The following is a 26,882-nucleotide window of genomic DNA, read 5'->3' on the forward strand; positions in this document are numbered from 1 at the left end:
GCCAGCATAACATTCATAGATTTTAATATATATCTAACTATTTTGACATTTCGACATAAATAGTGATGTTCTATTCCGTGAAGTGACAGCCTTTGCGAAATACCTCCTGTACGATAATGTAAAGGAGTGGTCATACATGAGAACATACGGAATTTATAAAATCAAAGAAATGTATCAGACATTTGTCCTTGGACGTGAAAGACTGCTATATGATTTATTGAAAGCAGATGGACGCGAGAATCATTTACAGGAAGTTCGATACTTATGCGACCAATTAGAAATCAGCAGTGTCGAACAGGCAATTATGAGCGAACTCGGAAAGAATTTTCATACAATAGAAGCAGGAGATATGAAATATACATTGACCCATCCTTTGAAGGGCACAATCGATATCGGATTTTCCTCCCATGCCTTGCATGCAGCGTGTCATGGGTCACGAATGCTCGATCTAGACTTGTTCGTAGCACTTTCCAGTGTGGAAGACCGTTACTTTGCAATTATGGATGAAGCAGGCGAGTGGGGTTGGCTAAAGCCTGTCAGGCACACATCTTATCCCTTAGAACCCCAATATGTATTCGTTTGAATAATAGCTTGTTGAGAAATAGTAAGTGAAACGTACTGATCGTGCCGAGGAAAACGTGAATCTGATAACTGAGACGTTGCGTACTAGGGTTCGGATGCTGTATAATCCTTCTTGGTGGAAACACTTGGACTATTGCAGTAGGGGAGGTAGTACGTATGACTGTTTGGTGGATCGTTGGAATTATTGTTGCACTCGCAGCAGGAGTTGCCCTTGGTTTCTTCTTAGCTCGTCAATATATGATGAAGTATTTGAAAGATAACCCGCCGATTAATGAAGATATGCTTCGAATGATGATGATGCAAATGGGGCAGAAACCTTCTCAAAAGAAAATTAATCAAATGATGTCTCAAATGTCTAAAGCATCTGAAAAAGATGCTAAGAAAAAGAAAGAAAAGCGTTGATATAATTCGTATTTACGGCACTATGAATGATAAAAATAACAAGACCCGTTCAATGTATTGACATCGAACGGGATTTTTTAATTCGAAAAACCATATTTCCTCAAGAATCTCTTAACCGTAGCCTCATACTCTTCCGGATTTTCATTGAAAGATCGGGCATGTGCACCTTTTGGGAAAAGTTTAATAGATTTAGCTCCGTTTTTATGATCATACAATTCCTCTGTCATCTCGGGTAGGATAAAATCATCTTCCAAACTATGAATAAAAAGCATAGGATGGGCAACTTGTGCAATTACTTGTTTTGGTGAAACTAAAGAAGTTGTATAACCGTCGCGTATCTTCAAAAAAATATTAGCAATTCGAATGACCTTAGGCGTACGAAGTGGCGTGGTCGTTTTCAGTATATGAAAAACCTGATCGGTAAAATCCGAAAAAGGGCAATCGGCTACATAAAAATCGGCTTCTTCTGGATAGGTCCCCGCTGTCAAAATCATCGTTGCTGCACCCATTGATTCGCCATGAATCCCAAGTAGGGCTCGCCGACCAATCCGCTCACGGACGGCCTGAATGATTACACGCAGGTCCATTTTTTCATAAAAGCCAAAGCTGGTCGTTTTTCCACCAGACTCTCCGTGGCGGCGATGATCGTATACGACAGAGTTAAATCCGAGTCGTTCGAACATACGGGCAAACTTCATTGAATTTATTTTGTTTTCTGTGACCCCGTGGCAAATAATTACTGTTCTCGTAGTATCGAGAGGTCGTAGATAGATTGCATGCAACAAATAGCCGTTTGGTGATTGAATGCGCATTGTCGTTTTCGGAACGGTCTCATACCAGTGCGCATCGAACCGCCTTGCGATAGATTCTCGTTTTAATACAACTTCTGCATCTTTAATTTTGAGAAACATTAGCCGGTTAGTAACAAGGATGCCAAACACTGTTACCACAGCAGTCGCAATGAATGTGACCCCACCCGTAATTGCAAGCAGACGTTTTCTCAATAGTTTCAGCTCCTTAAATCCTTCCGTTTTCAAACAAACGGTACATGCCGGTCTCGATAGGACGCGACACATGTGGAGCAATTTTTTCAACTGCTTCACATAACTGCTTAACGTCTATACCTGTTGAGATTGCTAACGAATCGAGCATGTTGACTACATCTTCTGTCGCAACATTTCCTGTGGCCCCGTCAGCAAATGGGCATCCACCCAAGCCGCCAGCTGCCGTATCGAATCGATCTACGCCTGCTTGTAATGAGGCAAAAATATTTGCGAGTGCCATTTTTCTAGTGTCATGGAAATGAGCAGTTAACAGTACCGAAGGAAATGATTGTCGAAGGCGAGTGAAAAGCTCATAGCTCTCGACAGGATTGGCCATACCAATCGTATCTGCCACACTAAGTTCGTCTACACCTAATGCCACAAACCGTCTGCAGAGTTCGATACAATCATCTATGCCAATCTTTCCTTCATAGGGACAGTAAAACGCAGTAGAAATGCAAGCGCGTACATATACATCATCTTCTTTTAGCTTGAGAATTATGGGAGCAAGCGCTTCTATACTCTCATCAGTCGTTCGGTTTATATTTTTTTGATTGAATGTATTACTTACCCCTACAAATACCGCAATACTTTTAGCGCCTGCTTCTTGAGCAAGTGCAACACCTTTAGCATTGGGTGCAAGAACAATTGAGCGTTCCACTAAATCCGCATGTTCCATAATTTCTTTCGCATCTTTCATTTGGGGAACCCATTTTGGGGACACGAAGGAGGTGAGCTCCATTTCCGTTACTCCTGACTTTTTCAATAGGTGGATAAATTCGAGTTTCACATCTGTTTCAACCTGGTTCTTCTCGTTCTGCAATCCATCACGTGGTCCAACCTCGATAATTGTCACTTTTTTTGGTAAACTAAACATGCAATCCCTCCTACAGCTTATTCTAACGGACTGTGGCAGATGCAGGCAATTCATATGAGGGAATGTTCTGTATTTCAAAAATTGAAATGTCTCACCAACATACATAGGGGGAATCACAATGTCAGAACAAATCGTAATTGCTAGTGCTGTTAGAACACCGATCGGCTCATTTTTAGGCGCATTGAAAAATGTGAGTGCGACCGATTTAGGAGCTCTTGTTATCAAAGAGGCAGTTAAACGGGCTGGCCTTACAGGGACAGATGTGGATGAAGTCATTATGGGGAATGTCCTTCAAGCGGGTCTTGGACAAAATCCGGCTCGTCAGGCATCAATGAAAGCAGGACTTCCTGAACAGGTTCCAGCAATGACAATTAATAAAGTATGTGGCTCGGGATTGAAAGCTGTCCAACTTGCACGGCAAGCGATTCTATCAGGCGATGCAGAAGTAATCGTTGCGGGTGGTATGGAAAGCATGAGTCAGGCGCCATATGTCCTGAATAATGCAAGAGAAGGATTTAAAATGGGTGATCAAAAAATGGTGGATACTATGATTTCAGATGGCCTTTGGTGTGCATTTAATGATTATCATATGGGGGTCACTGCTGAAAATCTATGTGAACGATATGAATTATCTCGTGATGAACAAGATGAATTCGCAGCCAACTCCCAGAAGAAAGCATCAGCAGCACGCGCAGCTGGAAAGTTTACTGATGAAATAGTTCCCGTTGAAATTCCAGTACGTAAAGGCGAACCAATCGTATTCAAGGAAGACGAATATATTAAAGAAGGTACAACAGCAGATAAATTGGCGAAGCTTCGTCCTGCATTTAAAAAGGATGGAAGTGTGACTGCTGGAAACTCTTCGGGATTGAACGATGGAGCTGCTGCATTAGTCATCATGTCTAAATCTAAGGCAGATGCGCTTGGTATCACGCCCCTTGCAACCATTACTGCGAATGCAAATGCAGGTGTCGATCCAGCAGTTATGGGAATAGGTCCTGTACAAGCAGTTTCAACTGTATTGAAACGTGCCAATCTTACTTTAGAAGACATGGACTTGATTGAAGCGAACGAAGCATTTGCGGCTCAATCGCTCGCAGTCGATCGTGAGTTGAAATTCGACGCTGAAAAACTGAATGTCAATGGCGGTGCCATTGCCCTTGGACACCCAATAGGTGCTAGTGGTGCGCGAATTCTCGTGACCCTGTTATACGAAATGAAACGACGTGATGCAAAACGTGGTTTAGCTACATTATGCATTGGCGGCGGTCAAGGTGTAGCAACGATTGTCGAGCGTCCGTAAGTAGAAAAGAGGAGAACAACTCGTGGCTAAAAAAAGAAATCAGCAACGTACAGAAAGTAAACCGAAAGATGATGGAGCACTCCGACTCTCAGATGCACTAGGGGAGGATGTTCTTTCTAAACTAAAAGAAGCGAAGCTAGTACTTTCGCAAGCAGAAGCGAAAGCGGAAGATGCACGTAAGGAGCAAGTAATTAAAGAAAAGAAAGAGCGCGAAGCAAATAAGAGTTTCGCTGAACTGTTAGACGAATACGACGGGAAGACACGGAAATACTAACGAACAAAACCGCATGTGTTTCTCACATGCGGTTTTGTCCATGAAGAAAGGAAAGATGTAATGATAATTCGTGATGTCATCATTCGAAAACTGGAAATGACGATGAAAAATTCATTTTCAACAAGCTTCGGAACGATGAAAACCCGCCAATTTCTCATAATAGAAGTAGTGGATGAAAAGGGAAATAAAGGTTATGGAGAAGGTGTGGCATTCTCCATTCCTTGGTATACAGAGGAGACTACAGAAACTTCATTACATATGATCCGTGATTTTTTAGTACCAATGCTCAAAGGAAAGACTATCCAACATCCTGATGAGGTTAACGAAATCTTTAAATCCATTCGGAAAAATAATATGGCAAAAGCTGCAGTTGAGTGTGCCGTATGGGATTGTTGGGCAAAACGCCAAGGGCTTACGCTAGCTGAAGCGATAGGTGGTAAGAAAGAAAAAATAGATGTAGGAATCAGCATCGGTCTTCAGGCTGATTTCGAAACGCTAACTGAACGGATTAACCAGAGCTTGAAATCAGGGTTTAAACGAATAAAAGTCAAAATCAAGCCTGGACATGATATTATGTTACTTTCACAAATCCGTGAACGATTTCCTGAGGTTCCACTCATGGCAGACGCCAATTCGGCTTACACTTTAGACGATTTGGAACTATTAAAACAACTTGATCAGTTTAACTTAACAATGATAGAACAGCCGCTAGCATCTGATGACATTGTGGATCATGCAACATTACAACAGCAAATCCAAACACCAATTTGTTTAGATGAAAGCATCCTCTCAGCTGAAGATGCACGAAGAGCAATTCAGCTTGGAAGTTGTCGTGTCATAAATGTTAAAATAGGCCGCGTTGGGGGTATGACGGAAGCGAAGAAAATTCATGATGTATGTCAACGAGCTGGTATTCCAGTCTGGTGCGGTGGAATGTTGGAAGCCGGTATCGGGAGAGCACATAATATCGCACTTACTACGTTACCGAACTTCGCGTTTCCTGGAGATACGGCTGGGTCAAATTCGTATTGGGAACGCGATATCATATCACCTGAAGTCATAGTACAAGATGGAACAATTATGGTCTCTAAATTGAATGGAATGGGCTATGATGTGGATTTAAGTGAAGTAGATCACCATACGACACGGCGAATTGAAATTAAACTTTAAAAGAAAACACATATTTTTTCTATTTTTGTCCATACTGTCTGTAAACAGATATGGAGGAGAGAGATATGAAAAAATTTTGGATGGTTTTCGCTGCTTGCCTGCTGATGTTATCGCTTGCTGCGTGTGGGAAAAAAGATAAAGAAGTGGAGAATAAGACGAACGACACTGGTGTTGTGGAGGATAAAAATGATACAACGACAGACATGGATGGAACTGATGATGACAAGGCAGATGACAAAGCGGATGACACTGCCGGTGACAATGCGACACACGACCAAAAAGTTGAAAATGCTGACGATATTGCAGATGCTGTCTCAAGCCTGGAAGAAGTCGATCACGCAAGGGTTCTAAAGATGAACAACAGTGCATATGTTGGCGTGACTCTTAAAGACGGAACGACCTCGTCCAAAGAATTAGACGATAAAATTGCGGATAAAGCCAAAGAAGCAGGTGCGGATACTGACAAAGTATATGTATCCACAAATCCTGACTTTGCAAAACAAATTGATGATTACAGCGACAAGGCACGAGATGGTGAACCAGTAGAAGGCTTCTTCGATGAAGTCGGAAATGCAATGAAACGAATGTTCCCAGATGCCCATTAATCTATAAAACAAAACCCGACACTAGTGTGTCGGGTTTTTTAGGGTCCATTTATTTTACAGATGATGACGAAAGTTCTGTTACCCAATGAAGCGAATCTTCTTCATCGCCTACCTGAATTTTAGTTAACGTATCATATAATTTCTTAGAAAGGGTACCTGTTTTTCCGTCATTGACGGTCATGATTTCACCATTCCAGTTCAATTCGCCAACTGGAGAAATCACAGCTGCTGTACCCGTTCCGAAAACTTCTTCTAGTTTCCCAGATACATGTGCTTCGGCTATTTCTTCCATTGAAATTTTACGTTCAGTCACTGGAGTACCCCAATGTGCCAGGAGTTCGATTATGGATTTTCGTGTAATCCCTTCTAGGATACTCCCGTTAATAGCAGGAGTAATAATCTCACCGTTGATCTTAAAGAAAATATTCATACTGCCGACTTCTTCAACATACTTTCGCTCTACGCCATCGAGCCACATCACTTGTGAATAGCCTTTTGCACTTGCAGTTTCTTGTGCTTTCAATGCAGAAGCGTAGTTTCCAGCAGTTTTCGCACCACCGGTTCCACCTTTTACAGCACGGACAAATTCATTTTCCACTAGGATTTTAACCGGATGAATTCCTTCTTCATAGTAAGATCCAACAGGAGATAGGATAATGTAAAATTGGTAAGTGGTAGCTGGTGCAACACCTAAAAAAGCTTCCGTTGCAATCACGAATGGACGAATATATAAGGAATTTCCTTCTAATTTCGGAACCCATTCTTCATCTACTTTCAATAATTCAAGAAGTCCTTTGATTGCTTTTTCTTCGTCCACTTGTGGCATACATAGTCTGTCTAATGAACGATTCAACCGTTTAAAGTTCTCTTCAGGACGGAATAGACGGATGGAATCATCTTTTGCACGATATGCTTTCAATCCTTCGAATACTGTCTGACCGTAGTGGAACACGATGGCTGCAGGATCCAGTGAAATGGGTGCGTACGGAACAATACGATGGTTTTGCCAACCAATTCCTTTTACATAGTCTGCAATGAACATATGGTCTGTGAAATGTCGACCAAATGCAAGATTCTCTTCATTCGGTTTTTCTTTACGGGAATCGGTAAGGTTGAAATCAATCTTAGATGTCGTCATGGCTTATTTCCCCTTTTCAATTAGAAATCACTTGCAATTGATATATCGAATACTGCAATTATACGCCAATCTTCTCAAAAAGAAAGAATAGTTAGCTTATTAATTTTATTACAATTTTGAAAACGGTTGCAGAGTCCGTGGTTTGAGGAATGTTAGTGACCGTTGTACACTGTTAGTGTGAAAAGGAGGGATCTTAGTTGGAGCATATCGTTATTATAGGATCCGGTATTTTAGGTTCATCCGCAGCGTACGAACTTGCAAAACGCGGTGTTTCTGTAACGGTGATTGACCGAAATGATCCTGGAAGTGCAACGCGAGCCGCTGCTGGAATTATTTGTCCCTGGTTATCACAGCGCAGAAATCAGGACTGGTACAAACTTGTCCGAAATGGTGCTAAGCATTATAAAACACTCATTCCAGAACTTGAAGCCCTCGGTGAGTCTGAAACAGGTTATCGTCAAGTAGGTGCAATCAGTTTGTTTGCAGATGATGCTAAACTTGAAAAAGCATTTGAGCGTGCGATCACAAGAAGAGAGCAAGCACCTGAAATTGGTGAAATTGAAAAGTTGACTGAATCACAAACTAAGCAGTATTATCCTCCGATTGCTGATGGATATCAATCGATATACATATCCGGAGCTGCACGAGTCGATGGACGTCAACTTCAACAAGCTCTGATTCGTTCTGCGAAGCATTATGGCGCTGTATTTCTCAAAGGGAGTGCGTCACTTCAAAAAGACGAAGAAAATAAAATTCAAGTAGTTTGTGAAAAACAATGGTTCCTCGCAGACAAGATTATAATGACAACAGGTGCCTGGTCGCCTGATTTGAGCCCACTCAACATTCGCCTAAACGTTAGAGGCCAGAAAGCTCAAATTGTCCATATGGATCCAACCGATGAAAATAGTTTAAATTGGCCAGTCGTAATCCCTCCAGGTGACCAATATTTACTCTCTCTCGATGACGGTCGAGTAATCGCAGGGGCTACTCATGAAGACGAAGATGTTTTTCAACCAACGGTCACAGTTGGTGGGGTTAAAGAAGTGTTGACGAAAGCATTGAATGTGGCGTCTGGCTTAGAAGGTGCTGAATTGTTGGAAGTACGGACGGGAGTAAGGCCGTTCACTCCTGGATTTCTACCGGTCATTGGCTCGTTACCAGAACATCCATCTATTTTCGTAGCAAACGGATTAGGGGCATCTGGACTCACGGCTGGGCCATACTTAGGGAAGTTGCTAGCTCAGTTAACCGTAGGGGAAAAGGTAGATCTCGACCTTTACCCATATTCGGTAGAGCAAGCTGTTGAACTTCTCTAAAAGAATCCGCTTACATTTTTCTGGATTTAGAAAAGGTCTTGTTTTCTTGATCGAGCATGCTATACTAAAGTCAAAATCGAATACATTCACTCATATAATAGCGGAGATATGGTCCGCAAGTTTCTACCGGTTTGCCGTAAACAAACTGACTATGAGGGCAACGGACTTGAGGGAATCTGAAGAATTACAACAGATTTCCGCTTGTTTCCATCTGGTGAATTCTAAGCCGTGATGACCTTTGCTCCACTCATAGATATGATTGGATGCGCGGATCATACGGCTTTTTTGTATGTCCGCCATATCATTGAGGAGGAAGTGCCATGCAACTGTTAAAAGATAAGATTATGAAAGAAGGAAACGTATTACCAGGAGATGTCCTGAAAGTCGATTCCTTTTTGAATCACCAAATTGATGCAGAACTCATGCAAGCCGTTGGAAATGAGTTTGCGGAAAAATTTGCAGATGCAGGCATCACAAAGATTTTAACGTTGGAATCATCAGGGATTGCACCATCAGTTATGGCGGCCCTTCAACTGAAAGTTCCAGTTGTATTTGCACGAAAGCGTAAGTCATTGACGCAAAACAGCAATCTTTACAGCGCTTCTGTTTATTCTTATACAAAACAAGAATCGAATGAAATATCGGTATCTGAAGCGCACCTTTGTTCAGAAGATACATTGTTGATTATCGATGACTTTCTTGCAAATGGACAAGCAGTTCTAGGCTTGTTGGAAATTGCAGAACAAGCCGGCGCAAAAACGGCTGGCATTGGAATTGTCATTGAAAAAGGATTCCAACCAGGCGGAGCGATGTTACGTGAAAAAGGTCTTCGTGTAGAATCATTGGCAATTATTGAATCACTTGAGAACCTACAAATCACCTTCAAGGAGGCTGTCGAAAAATGAAAACGACGCTTCTAGGAATCCAACATCTGTTAGCCATGTATGCCGGTGCAGTTCTAGTCCCCCTCATAGTGGGTGGTGCGATAGGACTTTCACCTAAACAGCTCACGTATCTTGTTTCTGTCGATATTTTGATGTGTGGTGTGGCAACACTTCTGCAAATAATGACAAATCGTTATTTTGGTATTGGACTTCCTGTTGTGCTCGGTTGTACGTTTACGGCTGTAGGACCGATGATTGCAATCGGTACAAAGTTTGGTTTATCTGATATTTATGGATCTGTCATTGCCTCAGGTGTGATTATCGTGCTCATCAGTGGATTCTTTGGGAAGCTGGTCAAGTTTTTCCCACCGGTCGTCACAGGTTCAGTTGTGACAATTATTGGAATCACACTAATCCCTGTTGCGATTAACAACATGGGTGGAGGAGAAGGGGCTGCTGATTTCGGCTCACTTACTAATATCTTTTTGTCTTTTGGAACACTTGCTTTAATCGTTCTCGTATACCGCTTTTCGACAGGATTCATACGAGCGATTGCAATCTTAATCGGATTGGTTGGTGGAACGGTTGCTGCCATGTTCATGGGAGTGGTTGACTTCTCAGCTGTAACTGAAGCATCCGTGTTTCATGTCGCTCAACCGTTCTTCATCGCAACACCGACATTTCATTGGCAGCCAATTCTAATCATGACAATTGTTGCAATGGTATCTCTCGTCGAGTCTACAGGCGTATATTTTGCACTTGGGGATATTTGTGAAAAAGACATTAAATCCAAGGATCTTGAAAAAGGGTATCGTTCAGAAGGTCTTGCATCCGTTATTGGAGGAATCTTCAACGCATTTCCCTATACGACGTTCTCTCAAAACGTCGGCCTTATACAAATGTCCGGTGTGAAATCGAGAAAAGTACTCGTAATTACAGCAGGCATGCTCATTGGACTCGGTTTCATGCCAAAAGTTGCTGCACTCGCTACAGTTATTCCTTACGCTGTTCTCGGCGGAGCGATGGTAGCAATGTTCGGAATGGTCGTTTCCCAAGGCATCAAAATGCTTAGCACGGTAGTTAAATCACAAGATAATGCAATGATTATTGCGTGTTCAGTAGGAATAGGACTTGGTGTATCCGTCGTGCCTGAATTGTTCGCAAAACTTCCTGTAAGCATTCAACTCCTTACGAGTAACGGAATCGTCGCAGGTAGCATCATGGCGATTACGCTTAATATTATCTTCAATATGCTACCAAAGCGAAAGCGCAAAGAAGCAGTTGTGTTAACGGAACAAGAAGCATGAAAAAGAGAGTGGGGGCTAATTTCAGCCACCCACTCTCTTTTATGTTTCATATACGATTCTCAGATCCTGTGCTGCTCATATTGGTTCAAAGCGAGAAACTTAGTCAGAGCCTCCAACGACTCATTACTAACGGGTGTCTCATAGGCGTGAACGGAATCCATCAACTGTTGTCGCGTACGTGCTCCAACCAACGTAGTTGCCACAGCATCATTACGAAGGCAAAAATGAATCGCAGTCGCATGTAGATTTTTCGTATTTGCTGTAAGTTTCTTTACAGTTTCACCTAGTGTAGGTTGCTCATACTTAACAAATGAGTCAGTCAGAGCCGCTCTTTTCTCACCCTCAGCTGTAAGAAGACCTTTCGCTAATGTTCCTCGCACGACAACAGAGGCGTTGTTGTCTGCAATCATCTGAAACCATTCTTCAGGGCGGCGATCGAGCATGTTGTATTGCATCATAATCGAAACAGCGCTGCTTTCATTCAAAAACCGCTGAATTACATTCGGCCGGATGGATGAAATTCCATATTGACGTATTACACCTTCATCTTTTAACCGCTCAAACGCTTCAACCACTTCTTCAAAATTATCATCCATCGTTCCACCGTGCAGCTGATACAAATCGATATAATTAGTGCCCAGTCTCTTTAAACTCGCTTTAACCCCTTCGATGATATGTTCTTTCGAGGAATCCCAGTGCCATGTTTTTCCGTCTGGGTTCATCTTATTGCCGACTTTAGTGGATAGGATGATTTCCTCTCTTCGATTGCGGATCGCATGTCCGACAACTTCTTCATTCTCCCCGCCTTCGTACAAATCAGCAGTATCAAAGAAAGTAATGCCTGCGTCTAGTGCAGCGGATACGATGCCGTCTACCTCATTACGATTAGTTGGCAGTGACATACATCCAAGTCCTAGCTCAGAAACAGAAATACCACTTTTACCGAGTTCTCTTGTCTTCACGCAAACACCTCCATTATCCCCATGGTATACTGGTCGAAACAAGAAGGGAAGTGGGGGACCTTATGAAAAAATTCGAAGAACGAACAGTGGCAAGTGAAACTTTATTCAAAGGGAAGATTATTGAACTACGTGTCGACGAAGTTGAACTACCTGACGGCAAACGGGCAAAACGAGAGCTCATCAAACACCCAGGTGCAGTTGCAATTATCGCCATTACGGATCAAAACGAAATTGTTCTCGTTGAACAATTCAGGAAAGCCTTAGAACGGTCCATCATCGAAATTCCTGCAGGGAAAATTGAGCCTGGGGAAGATCCTGAGAAAACTGCGATTCGGGAGTTGGAGGAAGAAACGGGATATCGAGCGAACGAATTTACTTATGTTCAATCTTTTGCAACCTCTCCTGGATTTGCAGATGAAATTATTCATCTGTATTTAGCGAAATCACTAGAAAAAGTCGAGAACCCAGCTGCAGGAGATGATGACGAATTCATCAATCTTCAAGAATGCACGGTTGAAGAAGCAGAGGAAATGATGAAAGACGGACGGATTTATGATGCGAAAACAGCCTTCGCTGTGCTGTATATTAAAGAACTCCTGAAAAATTGAACTAATTATAACCGGACAAGCATAGAGTAGTACAAACTATTCGGAGGTGCTTGTCTATGGTTCGTTCATTATCGTTTTTGCAGTTGTTTGTCATACTCGCAGTAGGTTACATAGGCGGCGTGCTACTCTATCGAGGCATTCCTGATGCGGATTTCTCTTTTATCGTTCAGATTTACGATAGCCAGGCTGCGCAAAACAGTTCTAGTTCTTTACTCATTCAACTCGCAACAGTCCTTTCTTTTTACGTTGTGGCCATGGTTTTGTCATTCTCGAAGAGAACTAGATGGTTCGTAATGCTCGTAGGCGCGCTGAAGGCTGTATTATTCGGTCTCGCCTCTGCTCACATTCTCGCGAGTGGAGTGAACATGCTCTCCTATACAGGATGGTGGTTTCCGTTTAAATTGCTAGGAACATTCCTTGTATTGCTATATTGTTGGACACTTTCGCCTCCTTTTTTCACCCGTAAATCGGTGAAAAGAACCAGCAATAACAAACTTCCTCTTATGATTGCTGGCGTTGGACTGGTCCTTTTCTTCGCAGACAAAGCCGTATACAATCTCTTAGGAGGTTAAAAGCTCTATAGGGCGCTTTCCTTTCTATTGTCATAACGATTGGCGGTTTGCTATAATAGAATCATTCTTGAGGGGGGCGTCCTATGGAAAGCCGAATTGAACGCATAAAAAAACAATTACATGGGGCCAGCTATAAATTGACGCCTCAACGGGAAGCTACAGTCATGGTGCTTTTGGAAAACGAGGCAGACCATTTAAGCGCAGAAGATGTGTTTTTGCTCGTTAAAGATAAAGCTCCAGAAATTGGTCTTGCTACTGTTTACAGAACACTAGAATTGTTAACTGAATTGAAAGTCGTAAACAAAATTAATTTTGGAGATGGAGTGGCTCGTTACGATTTACGTAAAGAAGGAGCTGCAAGGTTCCACCATCATCTAATATGTATTGAATGCGGAGCAGTCGATGAAATTCAAGAAGATCTTCTCGGTGAGGTAGAAAAAGTCGTTGAAAAACGATTTGGATTTACAGTCAAGGATCATTGGCTCACCTTCCACGGGATTTGCAAACGTTGTAAATCCGAAGGAGACACAAAGGGAAAGTAAAAGAGGGCGGCAGCATGCTGTCCTTTTTTAGCGTTTATGTTGGTAAGGGAGGGAAGGGGTCTGTGTTTGCAGCATAATGTTGTTTAACTAGACGTCCGTAACATATGACAGACTTGCAATTCGCTCTTCAGGATTACTTACATTTTTTAAAAGTTGAGCGACAGCTGGCAGACAATACAATCTCTTCTTACAAACGGGACTTAACCGCATATACAAGCTGGCTGTCTTCCAACACAACGCCTACAGATACGATAGACCAATCTAAGATTACAAACTATTTGCACCAATTGAAAGAACAAGGAAAATCATCCAGAACCATCTCAAGGCACATCTCATCCATCCGGTCCTTTCATCAGTTTATGCTACGGGACAAAGTATCAGACACGGATCCTACGGTTCACCTAGAACTGCCTAAACTGGAAAAGAAATTGCCGCGCGTTCTTTCGGTATCTGATATTGATAAGCTCATCAATGCAATTGGCACAACTACTCCTCAGCGTATCCGGGACACTGCCATCTTTGAATTGTTATATGGAACCGGAATGCGGGTAAGTGAGCTAATAGGGATGAATGCAGATGACATCAATTTAACAATGGGTTTTGTTCGCGTGTTCGGTAAAGGAAGTAAAGAACGGATTATTCCTTTAGGAAACACTGCAGTGAAAGCGTGTACAAGTTATCTTGAAGTTGTACGTCCCGAGTTCGTTGCCACTGGTTCAGGGAAAGACGCACTGTTCTTAAATGCAAGAGGAGGACGTTTAACACGACAAAGCATTTGGAGTCTTTTGCAAGAAGTCTCTAAAAATGCGGGAGTTACTCAAAAACTAACCCCACACATGTTGCGTCATTCTTTTGCAACACATCTTGTTGAAAACGGTGCGGATCTCCGGGCTGTGCAGGAAATGCTTGGGCATGCTGATATCTCAACTACCCAAATTTACACACATGTTAGTCGAACGCGACTAAAAGATGTATATAGTCAGTTTCACCCAAGAGCATAATCATATTATTTTTAGGAGGCAATTCAAATGAGTACACAACCATTTAAAAGAATTCATTTAGTCGTTCTAGATTCTGTCGGGATTGGTGAAGCTCCGGACGCCCATTTGTTTGGAGATGAAGGCGCTGACACACTTGGCCATATTGGAGAACATATGGAGAACGGTCTACAAATGCCGAATTTAGCTCGAATGGGCTTATCCAATATTAAAAAAATCCAAGGTATTCCTGAAGAGCAATTTCCGATTGGACTCTACGGTAAAATGCAAGAAGCGTCTGTTGGTAAAGATACAATGACAGGGCATTGGGAAATGATGGGACTTAATATCGATAAACCATTTAAAGTGTATCCAAATGGATTTCCTATTGAACTGATTGAAGAGTTGGAAAAACGGACAGGCCGTAAAGTAATTTGTAACAAACCGGCAAGCGGTACTGCGGTTATTGAAGAGTACGGAAAAGAGCATATGGAAACTGGAGCGCTCATTGTCTACACATCTGCGGATCCGGTCCTACAAATTGCAGCGCATGAAGATATCATTCCGATTGAAGAACAATACCGTATATGTGAAATTGCTCGTGAACTGACGCTAGAGCCGGAATATTTAGTAGGACGTATCATTGCACGTCCGTTTATCGGCGAACCAGGAAGCTTTGTCCGTACTTCAAATCGACATGATTATGCACTTAAACCGTTTTCTCCAACGGTCATGAATGCATTACAAGACATCGGACGAGATGTAGTAGCTGTAGGGAAAATTTCTGACATCTTTAATAATGAAGGCGTCACAAAAGCTGTTCGGACAAAGAGCAATATGGATGGTGTGGATAAGTTGCTCATCGAAATGGACACGGAATTCGAAGGATTGAGTTTTACAAACCTTGTAGACTTCGATGCACTCTTCGGACACCGTCGTGATCCTGAAGGTTATGGAGTAGCATTGCAAGAATTCGATGCGCGCATGCCTGAAATAATGAGTCGTTTGAAACAGGACGATTTATTAATCATCACAGCGGATCACGGGAACGATCCCATTCATGAAGGTACGGACCATACACGTGAATTCGTTCCTTTGCTCATATATTCCCCTCGCTTTGCAAGTGGTGGAACACTTCCACTTCGCAAAACATTCGCAGATATCGGGGCAACGATTGCAGAGAACTTTGAAGCAAAAGCACCGGAATTCGGAGAGAGCTTTTTACAATCATTAATTGAAAAGGCACGGTGATCAGAATGAGAATGGTTGATGTGATCCAGAAAAAAAGAGATGGAAAGACATTGTCTGAAGAAGAAATTCGTTTCTTTGTAAATGGCTATACGAATGGCTCTATTACGGATTATCAGGCGAGTGCTTTTCTGATGGCTACGTATTTTTCTGACATGGATGCAGAAGAACAAGGCTATTTAACGATGGCCATGGTAGATTCAGGTGACCAGATCGATTTATCGGCAATCGAAGGTATTAAGGTTGATAAGCATTCTACTGGAGGCGTGGGAGATACAACGACGCTTATACTTGCCCCACTCGTAGCGGCATGTGGGGTACCTGTTGCGAAAATGAGTGGAAGAGGACTTGGTCATACAGGTGGGACACTTGATAAGTTAGAAGCAATTGAAGGCTTTCATGTTGAAATCTCTGAAGAACAGTTCGTGAAACAAGTGAACGATTTAAAATTAGCGGTTATTGGACAGAGTGGTAACCTAACACCTGCCGATAAAAAGCTATATGCACTCCGTGATGTTACAGCGACAGTAGACAGCATTCCGCTCATTGCTAGCTCCATTATGAGTAAAAAGATTGCAGCGGGTGCGGACGCGATCGTGTTGGACGTGAAGACTGGTGACGGGGCTTTCATGAAAACTACTGAAGATGCAGAGGCACTTGCCCAATCGATGGTAGCGATTGGGAAGGAAGTAGGTCGCAATACGATGGCTGTTATTTCTGATATGAGCCAGCCCCTAGGATATGCGATTGGCAATGCTTTGGAAGTGAAAGAAGCGATTGATACGCTGAACGGCAATGGACCGGATGATTTAACAGAGTTGTGTCTTGTCCTAGGAAGTAAAATGCTAATTGCAGGTAAAAAAGCTAAAAATACAAAAGACGCTCGAAATCAGCTGAACCAGGTTATTCAAGATGGTTCTGCGCTAGAATTATTTGCTAAGTTCCTTGAAGCGCAAGGTGGGAATCCAGCTATTGTGAAAAATCCGGAATTATTGCCGCAAGCTGCTTATCAAATCGAAGTAAAGTCGACAACAACTGGTTTTATAACGAGGATGGAAGCAGATGAAATCGGCGTTGCTGCTATGCTTCTCGGCGCAGGAAGAGCGACAAAAGAAGACGATATCGATTTGTCGGTCGGCATAGTCCTTAAGAAAAAAATCGGGGATGCTGTTAAATCGGGAGAGGCAATTGCTGTCGTCCACTCGAATACTGAAAACATCTTACAGACTGAAAGCTTGCTACTTCAGCACATTCACATTTCACAACATGCTCCGAAACGTCCTAAACTGATTCATAAAGTTATGGAATAACATAAAACTTATAAGAGCAAAGCACCATTCACGATTGTCGTGAATGGTGCTTTTTTGATGTCAATAAAAGAATTGTTGTCTAAAAAAAATTCTTTTCGGACATACTGTGAGCAAGTTCTGATGTCGGTTCATGTAACGTTAACACTAGTTTTGTCATGAAGAAGGATTCCACTTTCCCTCCGTTGAATAGTGGGCGAGAAGGAGGGATTAACGATGACAGATATAGCAATTACAAAAAATGGCATCATTGTTGTGACGTTACGCGGAGAATTAGGAAATCATGAAGCCAATCGCATTCGAACACAAATTTCATCGGAGATCTTTAGTGGAAAAGTACATGGGGTTATATGGGATCTGACACATCTTGGATTTATGGATAGTTCAGGAATTGGTTTGATTTTAGGAAGAATGAGAGATCTTTCACCACAAAATGGGGAGACTCTCATTCTGAATCCCTCTTCCACGATGGAAAAGATTTTTCAGTTCTCAGGTCTTGGTGAAGTGGTGAGGCATTGCAACGTAGAAAAAGCTATAGGTGAAATCGGAGGGGTTTTACATGAACAATGAGATGACATTGTCATTTGTCGCAATCGAGGAGAACGAAGCATTAGCTAGAATGACGATGACGTGTTTCATATCACCTTTAGATCCGACGATTGAAGAGTTATCCGAGTTTAAAACGATAGTTTCTGAAGCTGTGACGAATGCAATTATTCATGGCTATGACTGTGACGGAAAAAGAGAAGTGACCATTCATGCAAAAATTGAAGATAGCAAAGTGACGATGACTGTTACGGACGAAGGAAATGGGATTTTCGATGTGGACCAGGCGATGGAACCGATGTTTACAACGAAACCATTGCTGGAGCGATCTGGTATGGGTTTCACAATCATGGAAAGCTTTGCGGACAATTTGTCGGTTGAATCCGCAATTGGACAAGGGACTGTCGTGCGGTTTGAAAAAGCATTTTCTCCGGTCACGGAAAAAAGCAGAATGAGGTGACCTATGGAAATGTCTGTTGAAAAAAATGGAGCGCTTCTATCCCAAGAGGAAATGCGCATGCTGATTCAACAGTCTCAATCAGGCGATAAGGAATCCCGCAGACGCATGGTGGAAGGGAATACACGCCTCGTCTGGTCAATTGTTCAGCGGTTCGCTTCGCGTGGTGCAGACTTGGAGGATCTGTTTCAAATTGGCTGTATCGGCCTTATGAAATCGATTGATAAGTTCGATTTATCCTATGAAGTAAAGTTCTCGACATATGCAGTTCCGATGATTGTAGGAGAAATACAACGTTTTCTTCGAGATGACGGTATGGTGAAGGTGAGCCGTTCCATTCGTGAACTAAGTTTTAAAATTAGACATGCGACAGATAGTTATGTGAAGGAGCATGGAACTTCACCTTCCATCTCTGAGCTCGCAAAAACACTCGAAGTTACGGTAGACGAGATTATATTAGCATCTGATGCATTAAGAGATCCTGCATCTTTACATGAACAGCTGTACGACACTGATGGAGATAGTTTGACACTGATGGATCAGCTCAAAGATGATCGATCTACGCGACTGTTTGACCATATTCCGCTACGGGATGTTGTCTCAAAACTAAACAAACGAGATCAGACCATTATATACATGCGCTACTATTTAGACTGTACTCAAAGTGACATTGCAGAACGGATTGGAATTTCTCAAGTCCAAGTATCGCGATTAGAAAAGAAAATACTTGCCCAACTGAAAACATGGATGGGTGCTAGTGTAGACGAGACGTTGGACAAAGCGAGGGCTGATCGGTAAATGAATCCATTATTTACATCTAAGACGGAAGCAGAAGCGTGGTTTGTTAATAAATTTGGAACAGGGGAAACGTATGATGCTGTTACACGGGAAATTCATTTATGGGAAATGCCGGTTCTACTTCTATACATCAACGGCCTTGTAGATGGACAGACAATCACAACGTTATTGACTGAAATGCAAGATGCAAGTAGAGGAAGTGAAGCTTCTCACCATTCAGGTGAGAAGCTACTTTCCTACTTCCCATATCACGCAGTAGAGCAACCGAAAAGCCGGGACGAATTTTTAACATCTCTTTTGAGTGGACTTGCAGGGTTCGTGACTGAAGATGGTTTCACATTCCTAATAGACATTAGAAGTTACCCAGGGAGACAACCAGAAGAGCCCGATAATGAAAAAGTAATAAGAGGGTCAAGGGATGGGTTTACTGAAAATATTCTTCAAAACACTACATTGATAAGAAGAAGATTACGAACACCTAAACTCCGATTCGAAATGCATAAGGTATCTGCAATTGGCAAAACCGATGTGGCGATTGCCTATATCAAAGGGGCAGCCAATAACGAGATGCTGGATGGAATTCGTAAAAGAATGGGAGAAATTGAAACAGACGGTCTCACAATGACGGATAAGTCCCTAGAAGAGTACCTATTCAAGCAAAGATTTAATCCGATGCCATTTGTTCGATACACCGAACGACCGGACATTTGTGCTGCGAACCTATTAGAAGGTCGTATTGCCTTGATTGTCGACACCTCACCATCTGCTATCCTCGTGCCGACTACCATCTTCGATCATTTGCAGCATGCTGAAGAATACCGACAGACGCCCTTTATTGGGACGTTCATCCGGATGATTAGAATGATAGGTGCCCTCTTTAGTCTTTTCTTGCTGCCTTTTTGGTATCTGCTTGCAACAAAAACGCAATACATTCCTCAATTTATGCATTACATCGGACCGGATGACCCTGGAGCAGTACCGCTATTTGTCCAATTGTTATTAGCCGATTTAGGGATCGAAGTATTACGAATGGCCGCCATTCATACACCAACACCGATGACGACCGCCATGGGGTTAGTTGCAGCAATTGTTATTGGGCAAGTAGCAATTGATGTAGGTCTCTTTACTCCTGAAGTAGTATTGTATGTTGCTGTTAGTGCGATTTTAACATTTGCTATTCCTTCTTATGAATTGAGTATTACCACCAAGATATTTAGAATCGCTTTACTAATTGGTGCGGCAGTAGCTGGAGCACCAGGTTTTTTCATTATGCTTGCTCTGTTGTTCTATTACTTAAGTTCGATGAAGCCTTTAAATGTTCCCTATTTATGGCCGGCACTGCCATTTTTCCCAATAGCGATGTTGCGTGTCATCCTGCGCCAACCGATGACACACGATTCTCCACGACCGTTTATTGTGGAATCACCAGATCGTGATCGAATGCCGTAAACAATTGCCTGTCCTCAAAAGTTGTGATAAATTTGTCCATAGACAACTTCACCTTCATGAACATCTGCAGGGGGAGATTTATCGCAATTAATGGAGTGGAGGCGTACCCTATGGACTTATACGGAACTCAAAAGGTGAACGACAAAGGGCATTTAGTCATTGGAGGGACAGATTCCATTGACCTTGCTCATGTTTATGGCACACCGCTCGTCGTCTACGATACTGCATTATTTCGGATGCGAGCTGCAGGATTTCAAGAAACATTTAAAAAGATGGGGATCCGAGCTCAAGTCGCCTATGCGAGCAAGGCGTTTTCTTCAATTGCCATTTATGAACTGGCAGCAAAAGAAGGATTATCATTGGACGTTGTTTCGGGCGGAGAATTGTTTACTGCGGCAAAAGCCAATTTCCCTAGAGAACGTATCCATTTCCACGGTAATAACAAAAGTTACACGGAATTGAACTATGCTTTTGATGAAAAAATAGGCTGTATTGTCGTCGATAACTTTTTAGAGCTGTCCATGGTGAAAGAAATTGCATCTACTCGAAAACAACATATGAAAATTTTGTTGAGAGTCACACCTGGTGTTGAAGCACACACACACGAATTCATTACAACTGGACAAGAAGATTCTAAATTCGGATTTGACTTGAAAAACGGTCAAACAGACAAAGCATTTGAACTTGCCTTTCGTGCGCCCTATCTTCAATTGTTGGGTCTCCATTGTCATATTGGTTCACAGATTTTTGAGACGGATGCATTTACCCATGCCGCACAAGCATTGATGGAAAAAATGCAAGTGTGGAAAGAAAGCCATTCGTTTGTTTGCACAGTCCTGAATTTAGGCGGAGGATTCGGCATCCGGTATACGGAAGAAGATCATCCGTTGGAACCTTCTCAATATGTAGAAAAAATGGCGGAAGTAGTTCTTGAACTTTCAAAGAGTTGGAACTATCCTCTTCCTGAAATCTGGATAGAGCCAGGTCGTTCACTTGTAGGGGATGCAGGAACAACACTCTACACAGCTGGCAGTGTAAAAGAAGTTCCGGGAGTACGCACATATATTGCAGTTGATGGCGGCATGTCGGATAATATACGGCCCGCACTATATGACGCGAATTATACAGCGGCTGTCGCGAATCGGATGTCAAGCCCACACGATACTACTGTTACGATCGCGGGTAAATGTTGCGAATCCGGAGATAAACTCATTGTAGATGCAAAACTTGCTGACGTTACGGAAGGTGATATCCTCGCTGTGTTTTGTACAGGTGCGTATACGTATTCCATGGCGGGAAATTATAATAGACTTCCTAGACCTGCTGTCATTTTTGCAGAAGAGGGGCACCATCAGCTCGTCATCAGACGAGAGACATATGAAGACATTACTCGATTAGACCTTTCCTTGCAACAGAAGGTGAGGAAAGAATCGTAATGAAAAAGCGTAACCTACTTTTGTTTTTAGGAATTGTTATCATGGCATTAGTATGGGGAGCGGTCTATTGGTATATTGTTGTACCAATTATCGATCCCCGTTAAAGCTTAGTTGATAAATGATGGACAATCCTGTAAAATCGAGCAGATAGTATTAGTGAAAGAGAAGGGATCCCCATGAAACTTGTTCGTTACAAGAAAGCGTATCAAAAAATAGCGATGGGATTTCTTTCATACAGTTCCGGTGATCAGCCTGTCAAACAACTACAAGAAACCATGACACGTTATGAGACAGATGACAAATGGGAAATGTATTTGGTGAAGGAACAAGAAGATCTCATTGGAATTGTCGGTGCTGAAGTTGCAGATCAATCCTTTGTCGTTCAGCATCTTTCCATCAATCCTTCTTTTAGAGGGGAAGGAATCGGGAAAGAGATGGTAACCAAACTGCAAGAGGAATTTCCAGACAAAACTCCCTATGGGAATGAATATACGGATGCATTTGTCAGTAAATGTGTTCTGGAAGAAACAAGAGCGGAACGCTAACGTCCGCTCTTCTTCTTTTCGTTGCGAAGTTTTAGAATATCACTTCTGTCACGTTGCATATGTTTATGAATAACCTCATCGCTGCCTGCTGTCAGTAAGATAAGGTTTTGTGCGGTTGTTTGAACTAACTCATTTAGTTGCTGAGATTGAATACCGATTTCCATTGCGCGGAATGAATGCTCTATTGAGATTTCTTTTTTTGCATTTACGACGTCTTGAATGAGTCGATCAAAGTCAACGACTTCTTTATATTCATCGTAAATAGGTGGAAGAGAGGTGAATCGCTGAAGTGCTTTGTTGATAGTTCGGAAAGCTCCAGGCAGATTTCCACGTCTCCAATGATACATCCCTGTAGACAGTAATATATACGCAGTGAGAGGGTGAGACTTTGAGTACCCGGGAATTGACTTCCAATATTCTTCTAATACTTCATGTCCCTCGAAATAATCTTGATTGTCATTAAAATATACAAGGAACTCCACGAAGAGCGGATGATAATAAGGATGCATACAGTCACTCCTTTCTATTAACCCATCTGCTGTGAGCAGAAAAGGTGAAAAAATGTCTTATAATGTAAAACTAGAAGCGTTCGAAGGTCCACTTGATCTATTGCTGCACTTAATCAACCGATTGGAAATTGATATTTATGACATTCCAATGGCGGAGCTGACAAACCAATACATAGAACACTTGCATGCAATGCGTGTACTCGAACTTGATGAGCTAAGTGAATACTTAGTTCTTGCCGCCACATTGATAGAAATCAAAAGCAAAATGCTGCTCCCTGTCCATGAAGGAGATGTATTCGATGACGAAGGGCAAGAGTTCGACATGGAAGAAGATCCTCGTGAGGAACTGATCGCAAGAATTCTTGAATACAAAAAGTACAAAGAAGCAGCAGTTCAACTGAAAGAATCAGCTGATGAACGCGCTGTCCACTTCACGAAGCCACCCACTGAGGTAGAAGCATATGGAGGCGTGACACCAATAGATTCGGGTGATGAACTCAACGTATTCGATCTTATCGGTGCTTTCCAGCGGATGCTACAGCGTAGGAGATTAAAAGCACCTATGTCTGCAAGTATAACAAATAATGAAATCTCTGTCGGTGATAAGATGGATGAAATCATGAGTCAAGTAGAACGCAAGGGTGGCACTTGTGATTTTGAAGAGTTGTTTGAAGAAGGAGATATGAGTGGTTTAATCATCACTTTTCTGTCAATTCTAGAACTGATGAAACGAAGCGATATCATTGTAGAACAACACGGGAATTTTAATAGATTACAGATTCGAATGCAATTGGAGGAACAAGCGCATGAATGAACGTGACATCCTAGCAGCTACGATAGAAAGTCTTCTCTTTGTTGCAGGTGAGGAAGGACTTACGTTAAAACAACTTGCTGCATTGACTGTCTCGACTGAAGGTGAAGTGACACAAGCTTTAGAACAGCTGCTTGTAGGATATGAAGAGCGGACCACAAGTGGGATTACATTGCGCCAGTATGGTGGAGTCTTTCAACTAGTTACAAAAGCGGAATATGCAGAGGATATCAAACGATTGTTTGAAAACCCTCCATCCAAAATGATGACGCAGGCAGCACTTGAAGTATTGGCGATAATAGCGTACAAACAGCCAGTCACTCGCATTGAGGTCGATGATGTTCGGGGAGTGAAATCCGAACGAGCCATCCAGACGTTAGCTTCTAAAGGCTTCATCATGGAAAAAGGACGTTTAGAAGCGAGCGGACGTCCAATTCTATATGCGACAACGTCGTATTTCTTAGATCGCTTCGGTCTGAATTCGATAGAAGACTTACCACCGCTTCTTCAAGAAACAGAAGATGATGAAGACACGGACTTATTTTTAACGAAGTTTCAGGACATATTAGAAGCACAGGAAGAAGGAGGAAACAGTGTTTGAAAAAAGTGCTGGCTATACTAATGCTATGTGCTTCAATGATCCTCATGCCCGTATCATTAGCTACTGCTGCTGTAAACTCATCGTGGGTGGTCATCGATGCTGACACAGGTAGAATATTAGATGGAGCCAATCCGCACGATCAGTTGCCAATTGCGAGCTTAACAAAAATTTGGACGGCACTAACATTTATCGAATCAGGAACAGCTCAGGAAAAAACCGTGATTTCTCCGCGAGCGGCATCAGCAGAAGGTTCATCCATATACTTGGAGCCCGGTAGTACGGTCTCTACTGATGAGTTACTTCATGGTCTCATGCTGCGTTCGGGAAATGATGCGGCTATGGCGCTTGCTGAGCATGCAGGGGGCTCTGAAGAAGGGTTTGTTCAACTAATGAATGAACAAGCGGACCTTTATGGACTAAAGGATACGCACTTTACCAATCCTTCAGGTCTTCATGATGAAGAGCATTTGTCTAGCGCATATGATACTGCGATGATGCTTTACTTTGGGATGAAAAATAAAGAATTTAAAAAGATTGCTTCTACGGAGCAATACACAAGGACGGGTAAGCAACCAGGTGTATGGGAAAATAAACATCGCCTGATTACGTCAGACACAGATGCGGTCGCCGGTAAAACTGGCTTTACAAAGGCGGCGGGAAGAACATTAGCGACTTATTTTGAGAAAAATGGTAAGAAAGTGATTGTCGTGACGCTGAACAGTGGAAATGATTGGAACATTCACAAATCACTTTCTTCTAAGGTCTTTAACGAATACTCAATTGTAACAGTCGCTAAAAAAGGAGAATATGCAGTACTTCCGGGGATTACAGCACATCTCAAGAAACCGATAAAAGTGTTGCTCAATCCTGAAGAGAAGAGTAAAGTTAGTTCAGTCATGCGGATTCCGCGGAGTGAAACGCAATTATCAAATGGCCAATGGACAGTCTCACTGGACCAGGAGCCGTTGGTAACTTCGGAAGTTGAACTTAAACGTGATTAAGATCTTTTGTCTAAAAAGATAACTGAGAACGTTGAAAACTTTTGCAACAGAGGACTAATTTAAGCCTCTGTTTTTTCTTTTTTATGAAAGAGTAGCTCATCCAATGGAAAGAGATTGAATTCTTTGATGTTAAGCCGTTTTTAGGCGGTCTTCTTTTCATTTGTATTAAAATATGACATAATTTTTGAGACTGAAGAATGAGGTGACGGAAATGGAAAGACTACAAAAAGTAATAGCACGTGCTGGTGTTGCATCCCGGAGAAAAGCCGAGGGGTTAATTCTGGAAGGCAAAGTTAAAGTGAACGGTTCCGTTGTAACAGAACTTGGAACCAAGGTATCAGGTGCAGATCGAGTAGAAGTAGAAGGAATACAAGTTGTGAAAGAAAACTTCGTCTATTATTTACTTTATAAGCCAAGAGGCTATATCTCGACCGTACACGATGAGAAAGGGCGGAAAACGGTATTGGATCTTCTTCCGGGTGTAGAACAGCGGATTTTCCCTGTTGGACGTCTTGATTATGATACGTCGGGTGTAATCGTAATGACGAATGATGGCGACTTTTCCTACACAATGACACATCCGAAGTTTGGAATCCGAAAGCAATATATAGCAAAAGTGAAAGGCGTTCCAACTCGGGAGGCACTTAAGAAACTTGAGAATGGTATCCAATTAGAAGATGGCTTAACCGCCCCAGCAAACGTAAAAATGCGATCAATGGATAAAAAAGCTCAAACTGCTCTTATTGAGATTACAATATCCGAAGGGAAAAACCGTCAAGTGCGTCGTATGTTTGACGCAATAGGATGTCCAGTTGTGAAATTACGTAGGGAATCATTTGCTAGCCTAACAACAGTAGGTTTGAATGCAGGTGAAGCACGGGAGTTGACTACTCATGAAGTGAAACAACTACGTGTTCTCGCGGAAACCGGTAAAATCGGCTGATTTGTGACACAAATGTTTCACAAAACACTCATGATTGAAGCCGAAAAAAAAACACATCTTTGTTATAATTAAGGGTGGTATGTACGATTCGAATTATTGAGGTTAGGAGGTGAGTGAGATGGCAAAGATGGATAAAAAGAAAAAGCGCTTAATGATTAGAGGAGCGATCTTACTAATCATGATGGCAGCCATTATCTTTGCACTTACTTCTAAGAAAGAAACAAAAGTACTTGCTGTCGGAGATAAGGCGCCGAACTTTGAATTGCTAGACATGAATGGAGAGAAAGTAAAGCTCTCAGATTATGAAGGACAAGGTGTGTTTTTGAATTTCTGGGGAACGTGGTGCCCTCCTTGTAAAAAAGAAATGCCGTATATTGAAGAGCATTCCAAAGAATTCACCAAGAAAGGGGTTCAAGTCCTTTCTGTGAATATAGGAGAATCCGAATTTAAAGTGGATACGTTTATTAACCAATATGGATTAACCTTCCCTGTTATGATTGATAAAAACAAAAGTGTTAGCCGGAATAGTTATAATGTGGTCCCCCTTCCAACAACAATGCTGATTGACAAAAATGGCATTATCAAAAAAATTGTAACTCGAGAAATGAGCGAAGCTGAAATTGTGTCTCTTATGGAGAGCATTCAACCCGAATAAGGAGCATGGTATCC

31 protein-coding genes and 1 riboswitch are annotated in these 26,882 nt (G+C 42.1%); of the genes, 26 read left to right on the forward strand and 5 right to left on the reverse strand.

Annotated features, from left to right (window positions below; genetic code table 11):
* The first annotated feature begins 136 nt into the window (after positions 1–136).
* Together sirA and DVB69_RS03255 are read left to right on the forward strand one after the other, a co-directional pair.
* A complete protein-coding gene (gene sirA / locus DVB69_RS03250) occupies positions 137–583 on the forward strand; it encodes a sporulation inhibitor of replication protein SirA (RefSeq protein WP_116016509.1) in 447 nt (148 codons plus the stop codon).
* A 155-nt stretch (positions 584–738) separates the two neighbouring features.
* The gene (locus DVB69_RS03255) at positions 739–984 is read left to right on the forward strand and encodes a YneF family protein (RefSeq protein ID WP_116016511.1); all 246 of its coding nucleotides are present in this window, start codon (positions 739–741) and stop codon (positions 982–984) included.
* A 77-nt stretch (positions 985–1,061) separates the two neighbouring features.
* Here DVB69_RS03255 and DVB69_RS03260 read toward each other — a convergent pair whose 3' ends face one another.
* Together DVB69_RS03260 and DVB69_RS03265 are read right to left on the reverse strand one after the other, a co-directional pair.
* Positions 1,062–1,988, reverse strand: a complete 927-nt coding sequence (locus DVB69_RS03260; RefSeq protein ID WP_116016513.1) for an alpha/beta hydrolase — start codon at positions 1,986–1,988, stop codon at positions 1,062–1,064.
* A 13-nt stretch (positions 1,989–2,001) separates the two neighbouring features.
* Positions 2,002–2,904 (reverse strand): hydroxymethylglutaryl-CoA lyase, encoded by a 903-nt coding sequence (locus DVB69_RS03265; RefSeq protein WP_116016515.1) that lies wholly within the window; start codon positions 2,902–2,904, stop codon positions 2,002–2,004.
* A 118-nt stretch (positions 2,905–3,022) separates the two neighbouring features.
* Between DVB69_RS03265 and DVB69_RS03270 the strand changes: the two genes are divergently transcribed.
* The 4 genes from DVB69_RS03270 (at position 3,023) to DVB69_RS03285 (ending at position 6,256) form a co-directional block, all read left to right on the forward strand.
* The gene (locus DVB69_RS03270; RefSeq protein ID WP_116016517.1) at positions 3,023–4,207 is read left to right on the forward strand and encodes an acetyl-CoA C-acetyltransferase; all 1,185 of its coding nucleotides are present in this window, start codon (positions 3,023–3,025) and stop codon (positions 4,205–4,207) included.
* Positions 4,208–4,229: 22 nt separating this feature from the next.
* On the forward strand, positions 4,230–4,481 hold the full coding sequence (locus tag DVB69_RS03275) for a YqkE family protein (RefSeq protein ID WP_116016519.1): 252 nt from the start codon (positions 4,230–4,232) through the stop codon (positions 4,479–4,481).
* Positions 4,482–4,541: 60 nt separating this feature from the next.
* Complete coding sequence (gene menC, locus DVB69_RS03280; RefSeq protein ID WP_116016521.1) at positions 4,542–5,651, forward strand: o-succinylbenzoate synthase; 1,110 nt, start codon at positions 4,542–4,544, stop codon at positions 5,649–5,651.
* 65 nt (positions 5,652–5,716) lie between these two features.
* Complete coding sequence (locus DVB69_RS03285; RefSeq protein ID WP_158541014.1) at positions 5,717–6,256, forward strand: YhcN/YlaJ family sporulation lipoprotein; 540 nt, start codon at positions 5,717–5,719, stop codon at positions 6,254–6,256.
* 49 nt (positions 6,257–6,305) lie between these two features.
* On the opposite strand, the gene DVB69_RS03290 is transcribed toward DVB69_RS03285, so the two are convergent.
* The gene (locus tag DVB69_RS03290) at positions 6,306–7,394 is read right to left on the reverse strand and encodes a branched-chain amino acid aminotransferase (protein WP_116016525.1); all 1,089 of its coding nucleotides are present in this window, start codon (positions 7,392–7,394) and stop codon (positions 6,306–6,308) included.
* Between the two features lie 197 nt (positions 7,395–7,591).
* On the opposite strand from DVB69_RS03290, the gene DVB69_RS03295 reads away from it, so the two are divergent.
* The 3 genes from DVB69_RS03295 to DVB69_RS03305 all read left to right on the forward strand — a co-directional run bounded on the left by DVB69_RS03295 (position 7,592) and on the right by DVB69_RS03305 (position 10,901).
* On the forward strand, positions 7,592–8,710 hold the full coding sequence (locus tag DVB69_RS03295) for an NAD(P)/FAD-dependent oxidoreductase (protein WP_116016527.1): 1,119 nt from the start codon (positions 7,592–7,594) through the stop codon (positions 8,708–8,710).
* Between the two features lie 70 nt (positions 8,711–8,780).
* Positions 8,781–8,882, forward strand: a riboswitch (purine riboswitch).
* 148 nt (positions 8,883–9,030) lie between these two features.
* A complete protein-coding gene (locus tag DVB69_RS03300; protein ID WP_116016529.1) occupies positions 9,031–9,615 on the forward strand; it encodes a xanthine phosphoribosyltransferase in 585 nt (194 codons plus the stop codon).
* The gene (locus DVB69_RS03305) at positions 9,612–10,901 is read left to right on the forward strand and encodes a nucleobase:cation symporter-2 family protein (protein ID WP_116016531.1); all 1,290 of its coding nucleotides are present in this window, start codon (positions 9,612–9,614) and stop codon (positions 10,899–10,901) included. The genes DVB69_RS03300 and DVB69_RS03305 overlap by 4 nt, the downstream gene beginning before the upstream one ends.
* Before the next feature lie 59 nt (positions 10,902–10,960).
* On the opposite strand, the gene DVB69_RS03310 is transcribed toward DVB69_RS03305, so the two are convergent.
* On the reverse strand, positions 10,961–11,863 hold the full coding sequence (locus DVB69_RS03310) for an aldo/keto reductase (protein ID WP_116016533.1): 903 nt from the start codon (positions 11,861–11,863) through the stop codon (positions 10,961–10,963).
* Between the two features lie 62 nt (positions 11,864–11,925).
* Between DVB69_RS03310 and DVB69_RS03315 the strand changes: the two genes are divergently transcribed.
* The 12 genes from DVB69_RS03315 (at position 11,926) to DVB69_RS03370 (ending at position 22,348) form a co-directional block, all read left to right on the forward strand.
* Positions 11,926–12,471, forward strand: coding sequence for an NUDIX hydrolase (locus tag DVB69_RS03315; RefSeq protein WP_116016535.1), 546 nt, complete (start codon positions 11,926–11,928; stop codon positions 12,469–12,471).
* Between the two features lie 56 nt (positions 12,472–12,527).
* Positions 12,528–13,043: a hypothetical protein gene (locus DVB69_RS03320; RefSeq protein WP_116016537.1), complete on the forward strand. Its 516-nt coding sequence runs from the start codon at positions 12,528–12,530 to the stop codon at positions 13,041–13,043.
* 83 nt (positions 13,044–13,126) lie between these two features.
* Positions 13,127–13,585, forward strand: a complete 459-nt coding sequence (fur, locus tag DVB69_RS03325) for a ferric iron uptake transcriptional regulator (protein WP_116016539.1) — start codon at positions 13,127–13,129, stop codon at positions 13,583–13,585.
* A gap of 104 nt (positions 13,586–13,689) precedes the next feature.
* Positions 13,690–14,586 carry a site-specific tyrosine recombinase XerD gene (xerD, locus tag DVB69_RS03330; protein ID WP_116016541.1) on the forward strand — a complete coding sequence of 299 codons (897 nt, stop codon included), beginning with the start codon at positions 13,690–13,692 and terminating at the stop codon, positions 14,584–14,586.
* 27 nt (positions 14,587–14,613) lie between these two features.
* Positions 14,614–15,813 carry a phosphopentomutase gene (deoB, locus tag DVB69_RS03335; RefSeq protein ID WP_116016543.1) on the forward strand — a complete coding sequence of 400 codons (1,200 nt, stop codon included), beginning with the start codon at positions 14,614–14,616 and terminating at the stop codon, positions 15,811–15,813.
* 5 nt (positions 15,814–15,818) lie between these two features.
* Positions 15,819–17,120, forward strand: a complete 1,302-nt coding sequence (locus DVB69_RS03340; RefSeq protein WP_116016545.1) for a pyrimidine-nucleoside phosphorylase — start codon at positions 15,819–15,821, stop codon at positions 17,118–17,120.
* Positions 17,121–17,333: 213 nt separating this feature from the next.
* Positions 17,334–17,687: an anti-sigma factor antagonist gene (locus tag DVB69_RS03345; protein ID WP_116016547.1), complete on the forward strand. Its 354-nt coding sequence runs from the start codon at positions 17,334–17,336 to the stop codon at positions 17,685–17,687.
* Positions 17,677–18,123 (forward strand): anti-sigma F factor, encoded by a 447-nt coding sequence (gene spoIIAB, locus DVB69_RS03350; protein WP_116016549.1) that lies wholly within the window; start codon positions 17,677–17,679, stop codon positions 18,121–18,123. Before DVB69_RS03345 ends, spoIIAB begins: the two co-directional genes overlap by 11 nt.
* A gap of 3 nt (positions 18,124–18,126) precedes the next feature.
* Complete coding sequence (locus DVB69_RS03355; protein ID WP_116016551.1) at positions 18,127–18,918, forward strand: SigF/SigG family RNA polymerase sporulation sigma factor; 792 nt, start codon at positions 18,127–18,129, stop codon at positions 18,916–18,918.
* Positions 18,919–20,367, forward strand: coding sequence for a spore germination protein (locus DVB69_RS03360; RefSeq protein WP_116016553.1), 1,449 nt, complete (start codon positions 18,919–18,921; stop codon positions 20,365–20,367). It abuts the gene before it with no gap.
* Positions 20,368–20,477: 110 nt separating this feature from the next.
* Positions 20,478–21,803, forward strand: a complete 1,326-nt coding sequence (gene lysA / locus DVB69_RS03365) for a diaminopimelate decarboxylase (protein WP_116016555.1) — start codon at positions 20,478–20,480, stop codon at positions 21,801–21,803.
* Positions 21,804–21,979: 176 nt separating this feature from the next.
* Positions 21,980–22,348: a GNAT family N-acetyltransferase gene (locus DVB69_RS03370; protein WP_116016557.1), complete on the forward strand. Its 369-nt coding sequence runs from the start codon at positions 21,980–21,982 to the stop codon at positions 22,346–22,348.
* On the opposite strand, the gene DVB69_RS03375 is transcribed toward DVB69_RS03370, so the two are convergent.
* On the reverse strand, positions 22,345–22,857 hold the full coding sequence (locus tag DVB69_RS03375; RefSeq protein WP_116016559.1) for a DUF309 domain-containing protein: 513 nt from the start codon (positions 22,855–22,857) through the stop codon (positions 22,345–22,347). The genes DVB69_RS03370 and DVB69_RS03375 overlap by 4 nt on opposite strands.
* Positions 22,858–22,909: 52 nt before the next feature.
* Here DVB69_RS03375 and DVB69_RS03380 point away from each other — a divergent pair, with 52 nt between their 5' ends.
* The 5 genes from DVB69_RS03380 to resA all read left to right on the forward strand — a co-directional run bounded on the left by DVB69_RS03380 (position 22,910) and on the right by resA (position 26,868).
* Positions 22,910–23,671, forward strand: coding sequence for a segregation/condensation protein A (locus DVB69_RS03380; protein ID WP_116016561.1), 762 nt, complete (start codon positions 22,910–22,912; stop codon positions 23,669–23,671).
* Positions 23,664–24,269 (forward strand): SMC-Scp complex subunit ScpB, encoded by a 606-nt coding sequence (gene scpB / locus DVB69_RS03385; protein ID WP_116016563.1) that lies wholly within the window; start codon positions 23,664–23,666, stop codon positions 24,267–24,269. Before DVB69_RS03380 ends, scpB begins: the two co-directional genes overlap by 8 nt.
* 5 nt (positions 24,270–24,274) lie before the next feature.
* Positions 24,275–25,270, forward strand: a complete 996-nt coding sequence (locus tag DVB69_RS03390; protein ID WP_233505321.1) for a D-alanyl-D-alanine carboxypeptidase family protein — start codon at positions 24,275–24,277, stop codon at positions 25,268–25,270.
* Positions 25,271–25,481: 211 nt separating this feature from the next.
* Positions 25,482–26,213 (forward strand): pseudouridine synthase, encoded by a 732-nt coding sequence (locus DVB69_RS03395; protein WP_116016565.1) that lies wholly within the window; start codon positions 25,482–25,484, stop codon positions 26,211–26,213.
* Positions 26,214–26,331: 118 nt separating this feature from the next.
* Complete coding sequence (gene resA, locus DVB69_RS03400) at positions 26,332–26,868, forward strand: thiol-disulfide oxidoreductase ResA (RefSeq protein ID WP_370452910.1); 537 nt, start codon at positions 26,332–26,334, stop codon at positions 26,866–26,868.
* Positions 26,869–26,882 lie beyond the last annotated feature (14 nt).

The sequence above is a fragment of the Sporosarcina sp. BI001-red genome (assembly GCF_003384035.1).
Classification (GTDB): Bacteria; Bacillota; Bacilli; order Bacillales_A; family Planococcaceae; genus Sporosarcina.